This is a genomic window from Microbacterium sp. che218 (genome assembly GCF_040436305.1).
In the GTDB taxonomy this organism is placed as follows: Bacteria; Actinomycetota; Actinomycetes; order Actinomycetales; family Microbacteriaceae; genus Microbacterium; species Microbacterium algihabitans.
Genome location: NZ_AP031501.1, coordinates 468,709 through 489,441, shown reverse-complemented (window position 1 = coordinate 489,441; position 20,733 = coordinate 468,709). Strand labels below are relative to the sequence as shown.

Annotated in this window: 19 protein-coding genes and 2 tRNA genes; 7 read left to right on the top strand and 14 right to left on the bottom strand. The window is 71.6% G+C overall.

All coding sequences use genetic code 11. The features are described 5' to 3' along the window. Positions 1-75: 75 nt before the first annotated feature. Together ABXS86_RS02340 and ABXS86_RS02335 are read left to right on the top strand one after the other, a co-directional pair. Positions 76-1,164, top strand: coding sequence for a substrate-binding domain-containing protein (locus ABXS86_RS02340; RefSeq protein ID WP_353665494.1), 1,089 nt, complete (start codon positions 76-78; stop codon positions 1,162-1,164). Between the two features lie 372 nt (positions 1,165-1,536). Beyond that, positions 1,537-1,938: a hypothetical protein gene (locus ABXS86_RS02335; RefSeq protein ID WP_353665493.1), complete on the top strand. Its 402-nt coding sequence runs from the start codon at positions 1,537-1,539 to the stop codon at positions 1,936-1,938. Here the strand turns inward: ABXS86_RS02335 and ABXS86_RS02330 are convergent. The 4 genes from ABXS86_RS02330 to ABXS86_RS02315 form a co-directional block, all read right to left on the bottom strand. Beyond that, positions 1,909-2,775, bottom strand: a complete 867-nt coding sequence (locus ABXS86_RS02330; RefSeq protein ID WP_353665492.1) for a zinc-ribbon domain-containing protein — start codon at positions 2,773-2,775, stop codon at positions 1,909-1,911. The genes ABXS86_RS02335 and ABXS86_RS02330 overlap by 30 nt on opposite strands. Before the next feature lie 109 nt (positions 2,776-2,884). Further along, positions 2,885-2,958 (bottom strand) — tRNA-Ile (locus tag ABXS86_RS02325). 14 nt (positions 2,959-2,972) lie between these two features. Beyond that, entirely contained in the window at positions 2,973-3,479 is a 507-nt protein-coding gene (locus ABXS86_RS16905; protein WP_409988233.1) for a hypothetical protein, read from the bottom strand. A gap of 11 nt (positions 3,480-3,490) precedes the next feature. After that, complete coding sequence (locus ABXS86_RS02315; RefSeq protein ID WP_307211225.1) at positions 3,491-4,456, bottom strand: DMT family transporter; 966 nt, start codon at positions 4,454-4,456, stop codon at positions 3,491-3,493. Between the two features lie 41 nt (positions 4,457-4,497). Here ABXS86_RS02315 and def point away from each other — a divergent pair, with 41 nt between their 5' ends. Continuing rightward, complete coding sequence (def, locus tag ABXS86_RS02310) at positions 4,498-5,064, top strand: peptide deformylase (RefSeq protein WP_353665491.1); 567 nt, start codon at positions 4,498-4,500, stop codon at positions 5,062-5,064. A 50-nt stretch (positions 5,065-5,114) separates the two neighbouring features. Here def and ABXS86_RS02305 read toward each other — a convergent pair whose 3' ends face one another. The 4 genes from ABXS86_RS02305 to ABXS86_RS02290 all read right to left on the bottom strand — a co-directional run bounded on the left by ABXS86_RS02305 (position 5,115) and on the right by ABXS86_RS02290 (position 10,273). After that, positions 5,115-6,419 carry a glutathionylspermidine synthase family protein gene (locus ABXS86_RS02305; RefSeq protein ID WP_353665490.1) on the bottom strand — a complete coding sequence of 435 codons (1,305 nt, stop codon included), beginning with the start codon at positions 6,417-6,419 and terminating at the stop codon, positions 5,115-5,117. Beyond that, entirely contained in the window at positions 6,419-6,793 is a 375-nt protein-coding gene (locus ABXS86_RS02300) for a tRNA-dihydrouridine synthase (protein WP_307211226.1), read from the bottom strand. Before ABXS86_RS02300 ends, ABXS86_RS02305 begins: the two co-directional genes overlap by 1 nt. Before the next feature lie 106 nt (positions 6,794-6,899). Beyond that, on the bottom strand, positions 6,900-7,829 hold the full coding sequence (glsA, locus tag ABXS86_RS02295; RefSeq protein WP_353665489.1) for a glutaminase A: 930 nt from the start codon (positions 7,827-7,829) through the stop codon (positions 6,900-6,902). A gap of 44 nt (positions 7,830-7,873) precedes the next feature. Beyond that, positions 7,874-10,273 (bottom strand): acyltransferase family protein, encoded by a 2,400-nt coding sequence (locus tag ABXS86_RS02290; protein ID WP_353665488.1) that lies wholly within the window; start codon positions 10,271-10,273, stop codon positions 7,874-7,876. A gap of 132 nt (positions 10,274-10,405) precedes the next feature. Between ABXS86_RS02290 and ABXS86_RS02285 the strand changes: the two genes are divergently transcribed. From ABXS86_RS02285 to ABXS86_RS02275, 3 genes are all read left to right on the top strand, one after another. After that, positions 10,406-10,741, top strand: a complete 336-nt coding sequence (locus ABXS86_RS02285) for a hypothetical protein (protein ID WP_353665487.1) — start codon at positions 10,406-10,408, stop codon at positions 10,739-10,741. 161 nt (positions 10,742-10,902) lie between these two features. Continuing rightward, complete coding sequence (locus ABXS86_RS02280; protein WP_353665486.1) at positions 10,903-12,585, top strand: protein kinase domain-containing protein; 1,683 nt, start codon at positions 10,903-10,905, stop codon at positions 12,583-12,585. A gap of 10 nt (positions 12,586-12,595) precedes the next feature. After that, positions 12,596-13,645: a hypothetical protein gene (locus ABXS86_RS02275; RefSeq protein WP_353665485.1), complete on the top strand. Its 1,050-nt coding sequence runs from the start codon at positions 12,596-12,598 to the stop codon at positions 13,643-13,645. Between the two features lie 195 nt (positions 13,646-13,840). Here ABXS86_RS02275 and ABXS86_RS02270 read toward each other — a convergent pair. Together ABXS86_RS02270 and ABXS86_RS02265 are read right to left on the bottom strand one after the other, a co-directional pair. Next, positions 13,841-13,916, bottom strand: a tRNA-Asn gene (locus ABXS86_RS02270). 62 nt (positions 13,917-13,978) lie between these two features. Then, on the bottom strand, positions 13,979-14,752 hold the full coding sequence (locus tag ABXS86_RS02265) for an ATP-binding cassette domain-containing protein (protein WP_307211238.1): 774 nt from the start codon (positions 14,750-14,752) through the stop codon (positions 13,979-13,981). A gap of 218 nt (positions 14,753-14,970) precedes the next feature. On the opposite strand from ABXS86_RS02265, the gene ABXS86_RS02260 reads away from it, so the two are divergent. Beyond that, positions 14,971-15,561, top strand: a complete 591-nt coding sequence (locus tag ABXS86_RS02260) for a hypothetical protein (RefSeq protein ID WP_353665484.1) — start codon at positions 14,971-14,973, stop codon at positions 15,559-15,561. Positions 15,562-15,628: 67 nt separating this feature from the next. Here the strand turns inward: ABXS86_RS02260 and dnaG are convergent, their stop codons facing one another. The 4 genes from dnaG to ABXS86_RS02240 form a co-directional block, all read right to left on the bottom strand. After that, entirely contained in the window at positions 15,629-17,470 is a 1,842-nt protein-coding gene (gene dnaG, locus ABXS86_RS02255; protein ID WP_353665483.1) for a DNA primase, read from the bottom strand. After that, positions 17,470-18,843 carry a deoxyguanosinetriphosphate triphosphohydrolase gene (locus ABXS86_RS02250; RefSeq protein WP_409988232.1) on the bottom strand — a complete coding sequence of 458 codons (1,374 nt, stop codon included), beginning with the start codon at positions 18,841-18,843 and terminating at the stop codon, positions 17,470-17,472. Before ABXS86_RS02250 ends, dnaG begins: the two co-directional genes overlap by 1 nt. Next, positions 18,794-19,960, bottom strand: a complete 1,167-nt coding sequence (gene dusB / locus ABXS86_RS02245; protein WP_353665481.1) for a tRNA dihydrouridine synthase DusB — start codon at positions 19,958-19,960, stop codon at positions 18,794-18,796. The genes ABXS86_RS02250 and dusB overlap by 50 nt, the downstream gene beginning before the upstream one ends. 82 nt (positions 19,961-20,042) lie before the next feature. Next, on the bottom strand, positions 20,043-20,726 hold the full coding sequence (locus ABXS86_RS02240; protein WP_353665480.1) for a DsbA family protein: 684 nt from the start codon (positions 20,724-20,726) through the stop codon (positions 20,043-20,045). Positions 20,727-20,733 lie beyond the last annotated feature (7 nt).

The window sequence follows — 20,733 nt, the reverse complement described above, 5'->3', positions numbered from 1 at the left end:
ACGTCGAACGGAAGCGAAACGAACACGATCGATCATTCTTGAATCGATACGTACATCGCCCTACGCTGTCCGATCATGAGCGCAGGTTCTCCGCCTTTCGGGTTGTCGCGCCGCGAACGCATCCTCGACGAGTTGCGACGCACCGGATCGGTTCGGGTCGCCGACCTCGCCCGCGACCTCGGCGTCGCCGAGCTGACGATCCGACGCGACATCGGACACCTCGCCGACCGCGGGCTCCTGACGCGAGTGCACGGCGGGGCGACGCTGCGCAGCCGGCTCGACACCAGCGTTCCCGTCGACGCGCGGACGTCGGCGCCCATCCGCTTCCGCGTCGGCATGGTCACCCCCTCGCTCACCTACTACTGGCCCCACATCATCGTCGGCGCCCGCGCCGCCGCCACCGAGCTCGGCGTGCAGCTCGTGCTCCGCGGCGCGAGCTACTCTGTGGCCGACCAGCGACGGCAGATCGCCTCGCTCGTCGACTCGGGGAGCCTCCACGGCCTGATCGTCGCGCCCGAGACCACCGGCGCCGACGGGCGGGCTTTCCTGCACTGGCTCGAGTCGCTCCCGCTTCCCGTCGTGCTCGCCGAACGCCGAGCGGCATCCGCCCTCGCCCTCACCAAGCTCGAATGGGTCACGACCGATCACGTCTTCGGTGGGTCGCTCGCGGCCGACCACCTCGCGGCGCGGGGACACGCCCGCGTCGGGATCCTCACCTCGGCCGGATCGCCCACCTCGTCGCAGCTGCGGCGCGGGTGGGAGCGCTCGATCGCCGAACTCGGGCTCGAATGCCCGGTCGACGTCGACGCTTCGCTCGACGCGCTCGACGCGCCTGCCCGCGAGGAGGTCGTGGCCGACCTGCTGGCGCAGTGCCGCGCGACCGTGACCACGGCGCTGCTCGTTCACTCCGACCCGCAGGCGGTGCTCGTGCAGCAGTACGCGCGCGATCACGGGTGGCACGTTCCGGAGGATCTCGCGATCCTCGCCTACGACGACGAGGTGGCCGAGAGCGCCGAACCGCCGATCACGGCCCTGCGCCCCTCGAAGCAGCACGTCGGGCGTCTCGCGGTGGAGACGATGGTCGGGCGCTTGACCGAGGGGGCGAGCCGGCCGGTGCAGCGCACGTACGTGCTGCCGGTGCTGCACACGCGCGAGTCGACCTGATCGGCGGGGAACTTCTCCCGGCCGGGGACGCCGCGCGCACAGGACCCTCAAGATTCGCGCAACCGACTGCGCTCTCCGGCCAACCGGGCGGGGTCGCCGCAAGGTGCGCCGAAGATTCGCCCCGGTCGCTCAAGACGACCGATCCGGCCCCTAACCTGGCGATGCGGACGACGATTCGTCCGCCCCTCCTGGCCCCGGACCCGAAGCGGGGCCGGGAGGGCACCCGCTCCCCCGGTCGCAGGGACCCTCTGGTCGCGATACGTGCAGTCTGCGTCCCTCGACCGCACCGGCGCACGGGATTGCCCCGTTCCGGTACGACGTCGAACCGATGCCCCCCCCGGCCGCAGACAACAAGAGTGCGATGATGGGCCGGTGAGCACAGATGCCGGCTTCCCCCCGCGGCGCAGCCGGGAACTCCTCCAGTCGTGGGTCGACGACTACCTGCGGACGTCGACGCTCAACGGCGCCCGCATCGACGTCGCCCCGCAGGACGCGGAAGGCGAGCTCGACACCGGTCTGGTGATCATGCGGCCGAAGGGCTCGAGCCTCTCGGTCTACATGCAGCCGCGTGGGTTCGACGACCCGGTGTGGGAGCTGACGATCCCCTCGCGCGAGTACGACGTGACCATGAGCGCTCTCGAGCTCGGCGGGCTGGCTTCGGTGGTGCTCGACGCCGCTCGCCTCTGCACCTACCTGCAGTTCCGCTCGCTCGAGTGGGATCGCGCCTCCGGCCGTCACCGCACCTCATCGCACGTAGGCGTCGACGAGGAGTGATCCCCGGATGCCGCGGAACGTCTCTACCAGCCGATCGAGCGCCCCGCGGTTCCAGTTCGCGAGCTGCAGGTCGTAGGGACCGAGCGGTTCGAGCTTTCCGGTGCGCAATCGCACGACCTCCCACCCCGCGGACCGCAGGGCTCGGTCTTTGCGGCGGTCGGCATGCTCGCGCTTTCCGACGTGTTCGAGGCCGTGCCGGCCGATCGAGTCGTACTCGACCGCGATGCGCAGCTCGGGGAACACCAGGTCGGGCCACACCTCGAGGTGCTGGAAGAACGGTCGCGCCACTCGCACGGCGTTGAGACCCGGGGTCAGGGCGAGCCGCTCGTGCAGGTCGGCGCGCAGCCGGTCTTCGACGGCCGACGCGGGCTTCGGTGCACACGGGGAGACGAAGGCCTCACCGACGGGGAGGGCCGGCGTCTTGTCGCACACGGGCGGTGCACGCCGGACGCGCCGCGGGCGCAGCACGGCGTTCGCGGTGACGGCGGGCGCGGTGACGGAGTCGCGCATGGGCAGGGCCACCGTGCGCGTCGGATTCGCCTGCTCGCTGCACTCGGGACACCACGCGCTGCGCCGTCTCTCGCGCCCGGGCCGCAGGCGCTGTTCACTGGGAGTCGCGGCGAACCGGTGCCCCACGTCGCACTGCCACAGCAGCAGCACATCGGCGGCGGGCGGTACCTGGCTGAGCGCGATGCCGGCGTTGAGGTCGGGGTGGTACTGCCGCATCAGCGCGGGGAACGCCGCCCACGACTCGCGATACGACCCCACCGCGTAGGGCACCTCAGCCCCCTTCGACCACTGCCGTCGCGCCCACCAGGCCTGCACTCGTTCCGCCACGCGGATGAAGGTAGCGACGACCTCCGACATCCGGCCGCAGCCCGCCGACGCGAAGCCCGGCGGGAAAGGGAGAGCCCTCCGCTCAGGAGGACCTGAGGGAGGGCGTCGGTAGGGCGGGTGGGACTTGAACCCACGATCGTCGGGTTATGAGCCCGCTGCCTTGACCAGCTTGGCCACCGCCCCCAGCGCCGTCGAGCCTACCGGCATCCGTCGGACGCCATCGAACCACGCGACGCGTTCAGCGGGTGGCGAATCGCGGCACCCAGCACCGCACCGTCCGCTGGTACGCGACGTAGTCGTCTCCGAAGGTCGCGATCAGATCGGCCTCCTCGTGCGGGCGGATCGCGTAGTTCCAGACGAGTGAGCCGGCTCGCGGCGATCATGATGATCACGCCCCACCCGGCCAGGGTCGTGACCGTCGCGTACAGCGCGAGCGAGACCGTCACCAGCAGCGTCCACGGGGTCGCCACGCCCGCGGCCCACCGCGCGGCGCGGGCGGGCAGCACGACGACGAGGGCGGATGCCACGACGAAGAGCGGGACGTCGAGGGCGGCCACGACCACCGGGTCGAGGTCGCCGAGAGTCGCCTCGCGCACGAACGGCACGGTGAACACGGCGACCCACCAGGCAGCGCCTCCCGCGGCCTGCAGCGCGAAGTATCCCCGCGCGAGGGCGGCGGGGCGACGGATCCCACGCCCGGGCACGTGACGATCCGTCAGTGCACGCGGGGTTTGGCGGGCTTGCCGTCGGAGGTGATCTGCGGGTGGTGCTTGGTGAGCTGGATCACGCCCCACGTGGCGATCGCGCCAGCGATGACGAAGCCGATGAGCGCCCACGCGGGAGCGGTCGAGGCCTCGCCCAGCACGAGCAGGCCGATGAGCACCGCGACGATCGGGTCGATCACCGTGAGGCCGGCGATCACGAGGTCGGGCGGACCGACCGAGTAGGCGGTCTGCACGAAGTACGCGCCGACGGCGACGGCGGCCAGCAGAGCGACGAGGCACAGCAGCGTGAGCCACTCGAAGTTGCCGGCCTGGGCGCGGCTGATGACGACCTTGGCGAGCGTCGCCACGAAGCCGTAGATGACGCCGGCGGCCATGATGTAGAACAACGCCTGGGCGCGGCGGCGCACGAGCACCCAGAAGACGCCGAACACCACGACGACCACGGCCAGGATGCCGAGGATGATCAGCAGTTCGCGCTCCGTGACGACGTGCTCGGTGGCGAAGAACGCCGCGATCGTGACGAAGACCAGGATGCCGCCGATGCACAGGGCGATCGCGATGAGCGACTGCTTGGTCGGCTTGTGCCGCGAGACGCGGGCGTTCAGCACCGTCGTGATGACGAGGGCGATGGCCCCCAGCGGCTGCACGAGGATCAGCGGGGCGACCGACAGCGCGGACAGCTGGCACACGATCGCCAGGCCCAGCATGACCGTTCCCGCCACCCATGACGGGCGCGTCAGCAGCGAGGTGAGCTGCGCGCGCGACAGGCCGCCGGTGGTCTGGCCGCCCGAGAGGCGCTCGACCTTCTGCACGCCGCGGTGCTGGTACTGGGCGCCGAACGACATGAAGACCGCGCCGAGCAGCGCCAGCGGGATGCCCAGCAGGATGCGCGGGTCGCGGAAGACACCGACGAGTTGGTCGATTCCGTCGCTGAGAGTTGCATCGAGCGGAGTCACCCTCCGACGATAGCCGTACGCCCGCTGGATAGGCTGGTGACGTGGCCGTACTCCCGATCCGCATCATGGGCGACCCCGTGCTGCACGCTCCCGCTTCCCGAGTCGACGCGATCACCGATGAGGTGCGTCAGCTCGTCGCCGACATGTTCGAGACGATGGACGCCGCTCCCGGCGTCGGTCTCGCCGCCCCTCAGGTGGGGGTGGGCCTGCGCATCTTCACGTACACGTACGGAGACGACGAGGGGCAGCCCTGGCGTGGAGTGGTGCTCAACCCCGAGCTGTGGATCCGCCCGCTCGAACCCGGTTACCCGGATCCCGACGACGAGAGCGAGGGGTGCCTGTCGTTCCCCGGCGAGCGCTTCCCGCTGCGGCGCTCGGAGGCGGCGCTCATGACGGGCACCGACCTCGAGGGCAACGCGGTGCGCGTCGAGGTGTCGGGGTGGCGTGCGCGCATCCTGCAGCACGAGTTCGACCACCTCGACGGCATCCTGTACGTCGACCGTCTCGACGACGACGACGCGCGGGTGGTGGCCAAGATCGCCAAGAAGCGCAAGTGGGGCAAGCCCGGCGCGTCGTGGACCCCGGGCGTCGACGACATCGAGGCGTGAGCGCTCGCGCGCGATGACGGGCCGGGAGCCGGCATCCGGAACCTCGCCCGTCAGCCCTCGATCACGTTGGGGACGAAGCGGCAGAAGTAGTCGGTGATGGGTCCGTCGGATTCGCGGATGCCGACGCCATAGCTTTCATCGTCGACCACCCACGATCCGAGCACCGGGTGGTTGCTGCCGTTGGCGCCCGGGAAGTCGGGGAGCTCGTGGTACTGCTGCCACACGCGTTCGCGGCCGAGGCCCTCGCGACGGTACTCCTGCCCGTTCGAGGTGACGCTGCCGTCGGCGCGATGGACCCGGATGCCGTCGCCTTCACGCCCGAAGACGGGTTTGACGACGAAGTCGGTCAGGCCGTTCGGGCCGTCGGTGTAGGCGGGCAGCAGGTTCGGGTGGTCGGGGTAGAGCCGCCAGAGGGCGACGAGCAGGAGCTTGTTCGAGAGGAACATCTTCCACGCGGGCTCGTACCACCGGCCGAACAGGCCGCGCCCGGCGATGAGCAGAGCGCCGAACTCCTGATCGCCCACGACGCGGTCGTCGCCCGAGACGACGTCTTCCCACGGGTAGAGCTTGAACAGGTTGCGGATGACGGGGTACTGCGTGCCCGGTTCGTCGCCGGGGAGGGCCTGGATGCTGCGCGACGAGCCCCACGGTTCGGGCACCCCGACGAACTGGCGGGCGCCGTGGTGCCAGCCGATGTCCTTCATCTCGATGCCGGTGTGCTCCCACCCGGCTTCGCCCGCGAGGTCGCGCATGTAGGCGACGGTGTCCCAGTCTTCGCCGTAGATGTCGGCGTCGGAGTGGGCGACGAACAGCCGACCGCCCTCGCCCTCGCTGAGAGAGCGGTGCAGCAGCGTGCGCCAGCGTTCGACGAGGGCCTCGTGCAGGCCGTTCCACTGGTCGGTGTCGGCGGGCAGCGCTCCGGTGCGCAGCCGGTCCTGCAGCCAGAACCATTGCGTGACCGACGCCTCGATGAGTCCGGTGGGGGTGTCGGCGTTGTACTCGAGCATCTTCGCGGGGCTGCCGTCGCCGGCGTACGCCAGGTCGAAGCGGGCGTAGACGTCGGGTTCGTCCTGTTCGAGCGACCACTGGGCTAGCTCGAACGCCTGCGGGGTGAGACCGAGGTGTCCGAGGGCTCCGGTCGCCAGGTAGCGGGCGGCCTCGCGACTCATGCGGTGCAGCTCTTCGGTCTCGCGCTCGAGCTGCTCGACCTCGGGCAGGGTGAAGACGTAGGCGGCGCCGTCGTTCCAGTACTCGACCGCGGAGCCGTCGTCGCGCACGGAGCGCGAGTAGATGAGGCCGGACTGCTTGATCGTGCGCTGCCAGTCGGGCCGCGGGTCAAGCTCGATGCGGCGCATCAGCCGCCGTGGCTTCCGTCGGAGCCCGAGCCGCCGAAGCCGCCCCGCGACACGCTCGCGCCCTCGCTCGAGATGCCGCGGGCGGCGGTCTTGCCCGAGGGCAGGGAGTCGACCCCACCGGTGGTCGGCTGACCGACGGCGGGCACGGTGCGGCTGCTCGACCCGATCGGCAGGTAGTACCAGTGGGCGCTGCCGCCGTGGTTGTTGCAGTCGTCGTCGGGCAGGCGCTTCTCGGTGGAGTTGTCGCGGCAGATCTGCGCGTAGTCCTCCGACACGTTGGAGCCCTGTCCGCACCCGGTGAGGCTCGCGGCCAGAGCGGCCACCACTCCGACGGTCACGGTGCGCGAGGCGCGGCGACGAGCGGCCGTGTGCATGAAGATCTCCTTCGCGGATGCCGGTGCGGCACACCATCGCCGATGCTCTCACACGCGCGGGGTGGGTGGCGTCGTCTTCGTGTGTCGGCCCGTCGCGGGCCGGGACTCACGTCGCGAACGCGTGCAGGGCGAGGTCGTCGCTGAGTGCCTCGCTCACCAGGCGGCCGCGCACGCTCGTGCCCTGGGCGTCGAGCGGGGGGCTGACCACGGCGGCGCCCAGTCGCCCGGGGGCGGTGAGCACGATCGCGCCGGACACGCTCGATTTGGCCGGGATCCCGACCGTGCGCATCCACCGCCCCGAGCCGTCGTAGACGCCGCACGTCGCCATGACCGACACGACGTCGCGTGCGACGCGCTCGGGCACGACGCGTTCGCCCGTGCGGGGGTTCACTCCCCCGAAGGCGAGCGTCGCGCCCATGACGGCGAGGGTCTCCGCGTCGACGAGCGTCGCGCACGCACGGGCGTAGACGGCGACGGCGTCATCGGCGGAGGCCTCGAGCGTCCCCTCGGCGCGCATGAGGTGAGCGAGCGCGTGATTGCGGTCGCCGAGCAGATGCTCGGCGTGCGCGACGTCGTCGTCGACCTCGAGGTCGCGTCCGGCGAAGGCGGCGAGGCCCCGGGCGATCCGCGCGCTGCGCGCCTCGGGATCGTCGCCGTCGACGAGAGACGCGGTGAGCAGGGCGCCGGCGTTCACCATCGGGTTCGGCGGTCGACCGGTGCCGCTCTCGAGCTTGATCGCGTCGAAGGACTCCCCCGTCGGCTCGATGCCGACGCGCTCGAGCGCCGCACCGTCGGTGTCGAGCAGGGCCAGGGCGAACAGGAACGGCTTGACCGCCGACTGCACGCTGAACGCTTCGCGCGCCTGCGCGGTGGAGAGCACGCCGCCGTCGGGCAGGGCGAGCGCGATCGCGCAGAGCGCGGGGTCGGCTTCAGCGAGCTGCGGAATGCTGTCGTCGACCTCACCGCGACGGTCGTCGACCACCCGCTCGCGCAGGGCGTCGAGGTCGTACGTGCGGGGATCCGTCGAAGAGGTCACTCCCCCACCCTCGCAGCGAATCGCTTCAGCCGGGCCGCGGCTCGTCAGTACAGGCCGCGAGCGAGCAGTTCGCCGCGCAGGATCGGCGTGAGCCGCTCGGCGAAGGCAGGGGTGATGTGCGTGTCGTCGTAGCGCACCGGGGTGTCGCCCGCGAAGGCCGGGCACACGCCCGCCGAGCACGTGAACGGCAGGGCGCTGATCGCCGCGTCGCCGGTCGCCGCGGCACGGGACTCGGTGGCGGTCTCCATCTGGGTCCACACGTCGTCGACGGCGGACAGGCACGTGAAGGGACCGGACAGCGGTGAATAGCAGCGGCCGAGATCGAGCCCGTGCGGCGGAGGGGCGAGGTACAGGGTGCGACCGGGCGGGGCCCATCCGCTGACCTCGTTCGAGACGGCGGATGCCAGCGCATCCGCGCCCAGATCGCGTCCGTCGACCGTCCGGCCGAGGGTGAAGGCGTTCGAGACGACCAGCAGGTCGGCGGGGGCCGCGGCGATCATCGCCGCGACGTCGGCCTTGCGCTGCGCACACACGGCCATCACGGCAGGGTCGCGACTCTCGACGAGAACGTCGGTGAAGCGGCATCCGTAGAGCCCCGCCGCCGTCACGCGCCACGTGCCCCCCGAGTCCTCGGCCAGCTTCGCGAAGGCCGGGGCGTAGGCCATCGCGCTCGAGTCGCCCACCAGGTAGAGGTGGTGCGGAGCGTCGGCGCTCCCCCACGTGCAGCGGTCGGCGGTGGGGACGCTGTCGGGGGTGAAGCAGTCGTGGGCGCGGTTGTCGCTCGACGACGCGCGCATCGCCTCATCGAGCGAGGGATGCAGGGCGGGCCACGTCGTCGCGGTCGCGGCCGACGCGAGCTCGGCCTGCAGCGACGCCAGGGCATCGCTCGCCTCGGCCGCGGTGTCGGCGGGGTCCTCCACGGCGGGCGCCGCGATGACGCCGATGCCCGGGAGGCCGGGAAGGCCCGGCAGTGTCGGGGCGCCGTACGCGACGAACACCGCGAGCACGGTCGCTCCCGCACCGATCGCGAGGGTGGCGCCGGCGAGGGCGACCCGCGGGGCGAAGCGCGCGCGCCACGACGTCCAGTCACGCGCGGGCGCGGGCTGCTCGACACGCTCGGCGACCTCGGCCGGTGACGAGGCGGGGGCGGATGCCGTCGAGCTCGGCACGGCGTTCGCCGCGACCGCCGCGGGCGCGATCTCGTCGACGCTCGCGGTCGCCGATGCCCGAGTGCCCGGGTAGTAGCGCTGACCCGGCACCCAGCCCGCCGGCCGGGACGCGAGGGCGGACGGGCGCGGTGCGGGAGCGGGATCGGGGATGACCGGGGGCGCGGCATCCGGAATCGTCTCGACCACCGCCGGGCTCTGCGGCGGGCGACGCCACGGTGCGCGATGCAGCGGCTGCTCGACGCCGAGGAAGGTGGCGACGCTCACGACGACGATCGCCAGCGCCGTGATGGCCGTGGCGGCGGGTCCGGGCGCGAGGAGGACCCCGGCGAACACGATCAGCGGCAGGTGCCAGAGGTACAGCGAGTACGACACGTCGCCGACCGCGACCGCGACAGGGTTCGAGAGCACGAAGAGGTGACGCTGTCGTGGGTCGCCGCCGACCCCTCCGGCGATGACGAGCGCGGCGCCCGCCACCGGGAGCGCCGCCCACGGCGCCGGGAACGCCGAGTCGGGGTCGATCACGACGAACGCGCAGGCGATGACGCCGAGTCCGACCCATCCCGCGAAGCCGCCCACCACGCGCGGCACCCGGGCGAGGAGCGGGACCGCCGCGGCCAGCGCCGCACCCACCGCGAGTTCGCCGGCGCGGGTGAGGGTCGAGAAGTAGGCGAGGCTCGCGTCGGCCGGGGTCTGCGCGATCGCCACGGCCGCCGACCCGGCCACCACGGCCAGCGACAGCACCCCGACCGCGATCCGGCCGCCCGCACCTCGACGCGCGGCCACCGGGAGCGCGACGACGGCGACCATCACCAGCAGCGGCCACCCCAGCGAGAACTGCTCCTCGACCGACAGCGACCAGAAGTGCTGGAGGGGTGAGACGTCCACCGTGGCGAAGTAGTCGCGCCCCTCGAGCCCGAAGCGCCAGTTCGACGAGAGGCCCAGCGCCGCGAGCGCGTCACCGAAGACGCTCTCGGCCCGCGAGGGAGAGAACACGAGCGCGGACGCCCCGCAGACCGCGGCCAGCACGAGGAGGGCGGCCGGAAGAAGGCGGGCGATCCGCCGCGCGAAGAAGGCCCCCAGTCGCACGACGCCGTCGCGCGCGAGGTCGCGCAGCAGGATCCCGGTGAGGAAGAAGCCCGACAGCACGAAGAACACGTCGACGCCGACGAAACCGCCGCGCGGCCAGCCCGTCAGGTGCGCCGCCACCACAGCGAGGACCGCGACGGCGCGCAATCCCTGCAGATCGCGGCGCACGGGCGAAGCGGTGGCGGTCACGTCGGGTCCTCTCGAGCCGGCGTGCAGCGGCCGAAGAAAGCTTAGTGGAACCGCTCCCACGTCAGCCAGATCGGGCATCATGAACCACCGCTTTCGCGCAAGCCCCCGGCCGCGATCCGCAACGGTGGTTCGATGCGGCCATGTGGCAGATCGCGGGCCTTCCCGCCCACCCCCTGTTGGTGCACGCCGGCCGCCCTGCAGCAGCACACCGAACTCGGCGACCAGCTGCTGCCGTGGGCCGTTGGTCTGTTCGTCGTGGCCGCGAGCCAGTGGGCGTGGTTCTTCTTCCGCAACCGCCGCCAGGCCTCCGGCACGCGGTCGACCGATACGCGCTCGACCCGCACGCGCGTCATCACGGTGGCGATCGCCGTCGTGGCGATCGTCGTCGCCGTCGCGACCACCGTGAACGTCGTGCAGGTGGGCGACAGCGGGGCTCGCGCCACGTGGTCCTCGGAGTCGGGATCGTAGGAACAGACCGGAGCGTCGAGGAGGGACCACCATTATGGTTCGCGTCGCGAATAATCTCCACCCCCGATCGCCGAAGCCGCGGCACACGTAATGTCCGGATCGACAGGAAACTCGATTCCCGTTCTCGCCCACCCGGCGGCTCGCCGCCCGTGAAGGACCCGATGAGCCACGCCCCCGATCCCTCGATGCTCCATGTGGGCGACGTCTTGGCGGCGCGGTACGTGCTGACAGAACGCATCGGAGCGGGCGGGATGGGTCGCGTGTTCCGTGCGCGCGACGAAGTGCTGCGCCGCGACGTGGCCATCAAGGTGTTCTTCACCGACTCCAGCGCCGAGCCCGACCCGCTGCGCCGCATGTCGGAAGCCCGCGTGCTCGCGGCTCTCGACCACCCCTCGCTCGTCACCCTCTACGACGCGCGCCTGTCGGGCGACGACCAGGTGTACCTCGTCATGGAGCTCATCACCGGCCCGTCCCTGCAGCGGCGCATCGAAGAGGCCGAGATCCCGCCCGCCGAGATCGCCGGCTACCTCCACGATCTCGCCACGGCCCTCGGAGCCGTGCACCACGCCGGAATCGTGCACCGCGACGTGAAGCCCTCGAACGTGCTCCTGCGTCCGGTGCAGCAGGGTCCGCGCTCGCACGAGGCTGTGCTCGCGGACTTCGGGGTCGCTCACCTGCTCGACGCGACCCGCCTGACCACCCCCGGCACGATCATCGGTACCGCTGCGTACCTCGCCCCCGAGCAGGTGCGCGGCGAAACGCCGCAGCCGGCCTCCGACATCTACGCCCTCGGTCTCATGACGATCGAGGCGCTCACGCGTCTGCACCCGTTCGGCGGCGGATCGCTGCAGGAGACCCTCCTCGCTCGCCTGGCTCGACAGCCCACCATCCCCGGCCACTTCGGCTACGAGTGGCGGTCGCTGCTGGCCGCGATGACGGCACCGGATGCCGCGGAGCGACCCGATGCGCGCACCGTGGCCGAGCGCGCCGCCACCCTCATGAACTCGCCCTCCACGGCATCCGCGCCCCTTCCGTCCACGGGCGCGTCAGCTCTGGATCCGGCGCTGGCCGAGACCGCCCCGTGGGCCCTGCCGGTCGCCGCCACCGCCGCTGCGGCCGCGCGACCGGCATCCGACCCGGTTTCAGACTCGCTCGACGAGACGGCACCATGGGCCGTGCCGGTCGCGGCGTCGAGCACGACGGATGCCGTGGGGCGTCGGCGTCGCGCGCGACTCCTGCCCGCCTCTCCCGTCGCATCTCACGACGCGATGCGTCGCCGCTGGATGTGGGTCGGCGCCGCAGCCGGAGTCGTCGTCGTGATCGGACTCCCGCTGCTCGGCTTCTCGCTGCAGGCGGCGGGCGACACCACCACCGTGGGCCCGCCCGCACCCGTGCCGACGGTGAGCGAGTCGGTCGCGCCGGCCGTCGAACCCGCGCCCGCGGGGACCACGGCCGTTCAGCCCGCGGTGAACGTGCCCGAGGAGAGCAGCGGCGGGTCGTCTCGCACCGTGCAGACCTCGCCGAACGAGACCGCTGTCGTGCCCCCGGCTCCCGCCGATGACACTCCCCTGCAGATCGCCGAGCCCGAGACGCCCGCGAAGCAGACCGATCCCCCGGCGAAGAACGCCTCGCCGAACGGCACGGGTCCCGGCTCGTCCAACGGCAACGGGTCGTCGAACGGCAAGGGCACGCCCGGCGAGAAGGCCAACGGGTCGGAGAACGGCACCGGACCGGGCTCGTCCAACGGCACGGGCTCTTCCAACGGCGAGGGCTCTTCCAACGGCAAGGGCGCGAACGGCAAGGGCGCGAACGGCAAGGGTTCGACCGACTCCGGCAAGAACTGACCCTCGGCCGATGCCGTCGCCACGCGTCTCGGGAGCCGTCCTCCTCGTTCTCGCTCTGGCCGGGGGCGTGGCATCCGTCATCTTCCTCCCCGCCGGCGGGGTGATCAGCGTGGTGAGCGCGCTCGGCCTCGCGCTGTGCGTCGCCGCCGTCGCCCTCGCCGCCGTGTGGCTTTCGCGCAGGTCGTGGGCGCCCGAGCCCGCCCCGGGATGGACCCCCGTCGACCGCGCGCGCGACCGCGAACGTCTGCGCCGCGTGACGCGCCTGCAGGGGATCATCTGTGTCGTGTTCGGGGTCGGCCTGATCGCCGTGGCCGTGGTGTTCCCCACCGACGCCGGGACCCTCCGCGCATCGGTCATCGGGGTGCTCGTGCTGGTGCTGGGGGTGATCGGCCTGTTCGCTTCGCGACGCGTGGCGGCGCGGGTCGAAGAAGATGCCCCCGACACGCAGCCGGATGCCATGCCCACCGGGTGGGTGCTCGTGACACCCCGCGACCGGGGCACGATCCTGCTGTTCGCGCTTCCCGGCCTCGCCCTGTCGGTCGTGGCGGTGTGGCAGATGACCTCGCTGCTGCTGCTGATCGCGCGCGCCAGCACCCTCGGTCTCGTGATCGCGGTGCTCGCCCTCACCGCGGCCGTGATCGGCGCGGGCGCGTGGGTGTCGCGGCTGCTGCCCGAGGTCTCGGTCGACGTCGGCGCCGGACTCGTGCGCACCGGCTCGCGCGAGGTGCCCTGGTCGAGCTTCACCGCGGCCCGTCTGCAGGCGTCGTCGACGTTCGTCGGCGGCCCGCGGTCGCTGTTCCTCGTGCTCGAGGGGCCCGAGAAGCTGCGCGCGCCCCTGCTGCTTCGTCGCCGCGGCGACCTCGCGATGAGCGACGAGCAGCGCCGAGCGGCCCTCGCCGTCCTCGACGGCGCGCAGATCGCCCTCCCCCGCGCCCCCGAAGACCCGAAGGGCAAGTTCTCGCGGTCGCTGTTCCCCCAGCACGTCGACGCCGCGCAGGCGCGCGAGCTCGTGGCGCACCCGCCGCGCAGCGACCAGGACCTGCCGGTGGCGGGGATCTGATTCGTCGCCTGGTGCCTTGGGCTCGAGGATGGCCCGGGCCCCTTCCCGCGCATAAACGCGATCGACGCGCATAGACGCGCTCTGCTCGCGTTTCTGCGCGAGGGGGCGAGCGGCGGGGCACGAGCCGACCCGGGGCGCCTCGCCCGTTGCCCGGAAACACGAAAGCCCGACGCGTGTGCGTCGGGCTTTCGTTCGTGGCTCCCCGGCTTGGACTCGAACCAAGAACCTATCGGTTAACAGCCGATTGCTCTGCCAATTGAGCTACCGAGGATCATGCTCACCTCGCGGCGGGCAACCCCACGATACTAACAGCACGCGAGGGTGACGGAAAAATCAGCCCGCCGAAATCCGTCGCTCGGGCGTGCCGTCGGGAGTCCACTGCAGTGCTTCGTCGCCGTGGCCCAGGCCGATGGCGTGGCCGGCGTGCAGCACGAGCACATCGGCATCCAGATCCTTCGGCGCATCGGCGTCGTTCGTGACGATCAGCGAGGCCATCCCGCGCTCGTCGCGGCGACGCGTGATCGAGGCGCGGGCGGCCGCGCGCACCTCGAGATCGAGGTTGGCGTACAGGTCGTCGGCGACGAACAGGCGCGGCTCGAGCACGAGCGCGCGTGCCAGGGCGACGCGCTGGCGCATGCCCGCGCTGAGCTCGTACGGATACTTCGGCGCCGTGCCCAGCGGAAGCTCCATCTCGTCGAGCAGCGTCGCCACGCGCACCGCGAGGGCACGCGTGTTGACCTTGCGGTCGCGGCTCGTGATCGGCTCGGCGATGACGTCTTGCACGGTCAGTCTCGAGGGCAGCGCTGCGCCGGCGCCCTGTGGCAGGTACCCGGTGTGGAAGACCCACTCGCGTCGCGCCCGGCCCGGACGCCGTGCGGAGATGCCGTGCACGCGCGCGTCTCCCCCGACCACCGTCAGTCCGTCATCGGGGTGACCGGCGAGCAGCGAGACGAGCGAGGTCTTGCCCGAACCCGTGGCCCCCTGCACGATCAAGGTCTCGGCGGTGGGGAGGGTGAAGGTGATCCCGTCGATCACGCGCACCCCGCTTCTCGCGAGGGAGAGGTCGTCGGCGCGGAGGGCGACGTCGGTGTCGAGGTGCCGGGGCATTCCTTCATCCTTACCCACGGAGGGGGCGGATGCCAGCCGTTGCACCCGCGGGTCGTTCGGGGTCGCGGTTGCCGGTGGTGACTGATTCGGTTCGGACGACTCGATCGACAATGCGACGGTTCGCATTTCCCGGACGCTTTCGCCCGAGCGGGTGTCGACGATGAAGCCCTGCATTCCTGGGTGCAATGACGACGCATGCGCTGCAATAGTCTGACGGCGTGATCCACTCCCGTCGCGCCGCGTTTCTCGGTTTCGCGGTCGCCCTCGGATCGCTCACCGCGATGGCAAGCGGCTGCACAGGGTTTCCGCAGGAGCCGCCGGAAGACGAGGTTTCCCTCGAGGCGGTGCCCGTCGATCCCGTGAAGCGGTGCGAGATGCTCATCGCGATGCCGCAGGGTCTGGCGCAGCAGAAAGCACCCGGATACGGCTGTGTCGAAGTGCGTGAGGGGGTCTGGGAATTCCGACCGGAATCCGACTCCGCTCCGGTTCCTTTCTCTGCTCCCGATCGCGCTCGGGAAGATCACCCAGGCGGAGGAATCTCCTGGCAAGACGCTGTGGGCTTTGCCGGCTCCGTCCAGCGAGTGTGCGGACCGCTGGCCGGCGGTGGCAATTCCGACGATGACGTCTTTCTGAACCTCGGCCGCGACGACCCGGATCCCGACCGATTCCAGATCGTCATCTGGGACGTCGGCAGCCTCGAGCCGATAGACGGTGGTGTGACCTTGTGCACGGAGGGCGAGATCTCGCTCTACGAAGGCGTCGCGCAGATCGAGCTGCGAGATCCCGCCGAGGTCGAGATCTACGGCTGAATCGCGTCAGGCGCCGACACATCTCCCGGCGTCGGGCGGGTGCTCCGGACGCCCGCGGGCCAGCGCGTCAGGACGCGATGAGGCGCTGCCGGTCGGCGTCGAGCTCGCGCAGCTGCAGGCCGAGGTTGCGTCCCTCTTCGGAACCCGGCGTGACGCGCTGGATTCCGCGCACCAGCTCGGCCTTCTGCCGCTCGATCTCGCGCAGCAGCACGCCCCGCGCGAGGTCGTTGGCCGCCGCCACCGCACCCTCTTCGGTGCGCGCGGGGAAGGCGGCTGTGAGCAGCTCGACGGCGAGCGTGCGGAACGGCTCGCGCACGGCCTCGACCGCGGTGACCGCCCAGCCGGGTTGGGAGAGGTCGGTGGATGCCAGCGCTGCGCGCACGGCCTCGAGGGCCGGGTGCCCGAACGGCGTCTGCAGGGCGCGGAGGAACAGGTCGGGCTCGATGCGGTGCCCGTACTGCAGGAACGCCATCATGGCGCCCCGCTCGAGAGCGACGTCGCGCGTGTTGGGCAGCGACGCCATGGTCACCGAGACCGCGACGGGGGCAGCTGTCTCTCCGCCGCGCTGCGCGTCGCGCTTCTCGGCGCGGTCGGCGCCGCGGGCCGCGCGCTCGACGGCCGACTGCACCTCGGGCATGTCGAGACCGAGGCGGCGGGCGAGCACGCGTACGTAGCCCGGGCGCAGCGCGGGGTCGCGGATGTCGGCCACGATGGGCGCCGCGGCGCGCAGGGCACCGGCCCGACCCTCGACGCTGGAGAGATCGAAGTCTTTGAGGCGCTGATCGATGACGAACTCGAACATCGGCGCCTTGTTGTCCATCAGCGCGCGCACGGCTCCGTCGCCGCGCTGCAGGCGCAGGTCGCACGGATCGAGGCCCTCGGGGGCGACGGCGACGTACGTCTGCGCGGCGAACCGCTTCTCGTCGGCGAAGGCGCGCAGCGCCGCCTTCTGCCCCGCGGCATCCGGATCGAAGGTGAAGACGACCTCGCCCGACGAGCTGTCATCGCCCATCACCCGCCGGAGCACGGTGATGTGGTCGCTGCCGAAGGCGGTGCCGCACGAGGCGATCGCGGTGGTGATGCCCGCGAGGTGGCACGCCATGACGTCGGTGTAGCCCTCGACCACGACGACCCGGTGCGAGCGCGAGATGTCGCGCTTGGCCAGGTCGAGGCCGTAGAGCACCTGCGCCTTCTTGTAGATCGGCGTCTCGGGGGTGTTCAGGTACTTGGGGCCCTGGTCGTCGTCGTAGAGCTTGCGCGCCCCGAAGCCGATGACCTGGCCCGTGATGTCGCGGATGGGCCAGACGAGGCGCCCGCGGAAGCGGTCGTAGACGCCGCGCTGCCCCTGCGAGACCAGACCCGCCTGCAACAGCTCGTCGCGGGTGAACTTCTCGGCCAGCAGGTGATCCATGAGGTGCGACCAGCCCTTGGGGGCGTAGCCCACGCCGAAGTGGGCGGCGGCGCCGGCGTCGAAGCCGCGATCGCCGAGGAAGCGGCGGCCGGTGTCGGCCTCGGGCGTCATGAGCTGGGCACGGAAGAACTCCGCCGCCGCGGCGTTCGCGGCGTACAGGCGCGAGCGGCCGGTCGTCTCGGGCGCGGGCCCGCCGTCTTCGTAGTGCAACGTGAAGCCGACGCGAGCGGCCATGCGCTCGACGGCCTCGGTGAACGAGACGTGGTCCATCGCGCGCAGGAACGAGTAGACGTCACCCGACTCGCCGCAGCCGAAGCAGTGGTAGTACCCGACCTGCGGGCGCACGTGGAAGCTCGGGCTCCGCTCGTCGTGGAAGGGGCACAGGCCCTTCATCGACCCGACGCCGGCCGACTTCAGCGCGACGCGCTCACCGACGACGTCGGCGATGTTGACCCGCGCCTTGACCTCGTCGACGTCGGACTGGCGGATGCGGGGCATCAGGCATCCGCTCCCCGGGCCGCGCGGGCGCCGGGAGCCCAGACGCCGAGCTCGGCGGCGTCCACTTCTCCCACGAGCCGGCCGTGCCACGCGATCGCGAGCTGGTCGGTGAGGCTCGCGACCTGGTCGACGACGACCCGCCGGCGTGCGGCGTCGTCGGCGGCCGCGGCGAAGTCGGGGGCGTGCAGGGCGTCGAGGGCGCCGGGGTTCTCCCACAGGGCGGATGCCAGGCGCTTGAGCACGTGGCGCTGCTCGCGGTACAGCACCTTGCGGCCGTCGATCGAGACGACGGTCGCGCCGATGATGCCCTTGAGCACCGCCATCTCGACCTCGACGTCGGCCGGGACGATGACGTGGGCGCGGTAACGGGTGAGCTCGTCGGCGGGGTACGCCTCGCGCGTGGCCGCGGTGGCGGCGCGGGCGAAACGGCCGATGAGGTCGGACGTGAGGTTCTTCAGCCGCGCGAGAGCGGGGCGCGTGCCGTCGAACGAGGTGATCCATTCGGGCATGGCCATGAGCCGCTCGAGGCCCGCGGCGAGGTCGTCGCGCACGAAGTCGTAGCCCACCCAGCGCTGGATCGCGTCGAGGAGCCCCTCGCGCCCGACGCGCGAGGCGAGGCGGGCGGGGTCGACGTAGCGGTTGACCATCGCGTCTTCGAAGTCGTGCACCGAGTAGGCGATGTCGTCGGAGAGGTCCATGACCTCGGCCTCGATGCAGCGCTGGCGGGCGGGGGCGCCGCCGCGCATCCAGTGAAACACCGGCTCGTCGTCGGGGTACACGCCGAACTTCAGGCGACCGCCCGGGTCGGGCACGGGCTCGTCGACCGTCCAGGGGTACTTGCACGTGGCGTCGAGGCTCGCGCGCGTGAGGTTCAGGCCGTACGGCTCGCCGTCGGCGCCGAACGACTTCGGCTCGAGGCGCGTGAGGATGCGCAGGGTCTGGGCGTTGCCCTCGAAGCCGCCGATGTTCTCGGCCCATTCGTTGAGCGCACGCTCGCCGTTGTGGCCGAAGGGCGGGTGACCGAGGTCGTGGCTCAGGCACGCCGTGTCGACGACGTCGGGCGACAGCTGCAGCGCGGTCGCGAGCTCGCGACCCACCTGCGCGACCTCGAGCGAGTGCGTGAGGCGGTTGCGGGCGAAGTCGGCGGGGCTCGCGGGGCTCAGCACCTGGGTCTTCGCGGCCAGGCGGCGCAGCGCCGCGGAGTGCAGCACGCGGGCGCGGTCGCGCGCGAAGTCGTCGCGCTGGGAGCGGTGGTTCTCGACGTGGAAGCGCGCCGCGTCGACGTCGTCGTAGCCGAGCGGTCGGGCGACCGTCGGCGACGCCTCAACCGCCACTGTGGTGCAACTCCGCGTCGGCGAGGGCGCGTCCGGCATCGTGGCCGATCTCGCGGGAGTCGAGCCAGCCGTCGGGCAGGGCCGGGCGCTTGGGCGTACCCGCGCGACCGCGCTGCCCCTCGGCTGCGGCGCCCGGGTACGGGGCGTCGAGCTCCATCGTGGCCAGCAGCTCGTCGATCTCGTCGAGGGTCGACGCGGTCGCGAGGCTCGCGCGCAGCTCGCCGCCGACGGGATAGCCCTTGAAGTACCAGGCGACGTGCTTGCGGATGTCACGGCATCCGCGCCCCTCGTCTTCGAAGAACTCCACGAGCAGTTCGGCGTGGCGGCGGAAGGCCTTCGCGACGAAACCGAGCGTGGCGTCGACGGGCTCGCCGTGGGCGGCTCCCGGGCCACCCAGCGCGCGCGCCAGGTCGCCGAAGAGCCAGGGGCGACCGAGGCAGCCGCGACCGACGACGACGCCGTCGCAGCCGGTCTCGTCCATCATTCGCACGGCGTCGTCGGCCGACCAGATGTCGCCGTTGCCGAGCACGGGAACGCTCGTGACCGTCTCTTTGAGCTTCGTGATCGCCGCCCAGTCGGCCTGGCCGGAGTAGAACTCGGATGCCGTGCGGGCGTGCAGCGCGATGGAGGAGACCCCCGCGCCCTCGGCGATGCGCCCGGCCTCGAGGTAGGTGAGGTGGTCGGCATCGATGCCCTTGCGCATCTTGATGGTCAGCGGCTTGTCGCCCGCCGCCTTCACGGCGCGCTCGACGATCTCGCGGAACAGCGAGGTCTTCCACGGCAGCGCCGCTCCCCCGCCGCGACGCGTGACCTTGGGTACGGGGCAGCCGAAGTTGAGGTCGATGTGGTCGGCGTGGTCTTCGGCGACGATCATCTGCACGGCCGCCTCGACGGTGGCCGGGTCGACGCCGTAGAGCTGGATCGAGCGCGGGGTCTCGGACTCGTGATGGCGGATGAGCCGCATCGTGGTGTCGTTGCGTTCGACGAGCGCGCGCGTCGTGATCATCTCGCTCACGTACAGGCCGGCACCGTATTCGCGACACAGGCGCCGGAACGCCGTGTTCGTGATGCCGGCCATAGGAGCGAGCACGACGGGAGCGTCGAGTTCGATGTTGCCGATGCGGAGCGCCCGCGCCGGAGCCAATGCCGTATTCACAGTTCCATTCTCCCAGACGGTCGCACGCACCGGTGCCCGCCCCCGAACGGATCGGGAACGGGCACCGGTTGTGCAGAAGGGGTCACGCGTCGGCGGTCTCGGCGACCTCGCGACGCTCGCCCCACACCTGGCGGGCGATCTGGCTGAAGGCCTCGACCGGCTGCGCGCCGCTCACGCCGTACTTGCCGTCGATGACGAAGAAGGGCACGCCGGTGATGCCGAACTGGCGGGCCTGCTCCTGGTCGGCGCGCACGGCGGCGCGGAAGCGCTGCGACGAGAGGGCCTCGCGGGCCTCCGCCTCGTCGAGACCGACCTCGACGGCGAGGGCGATGAGGTCGTCGTCGCGACCCACGTGCTTGCCCTCGAGGAAGTACGCCGACATGAGCACCTCGGCGAGTTCGAGCTGCTTGCCGTTCTCCTTCGCGAAGTGCAGCAGTTCGTGCGCCTTCACGGTGTTGGTGTGCTTGAGGATGTCGAAGCGGTACGCGAGCCCGGCATCGGCGGCGACGCCGGTGACGCGGTCGAGCATCTCGCGCGCGGACTCGGGCGAGATGCCCTTGTGCTGCGAGAGGTAGTCGACCTCTCCGCCGTCGAAGTCCTCAGGGGTGTCAGGCGAGAGCTCGTACGAGTGGTACTCGATCTCGACGACCGGAGCGTCGTCGTCGGCGGCCGTGGCGGCCAGGCCGTTCTCGAGATTCCGCTTGCCGATGTAGCACCAGGGGCAGGCGATGTCACTCCACACGTCGATCTTGATGGCATCCGTCATATCGCGT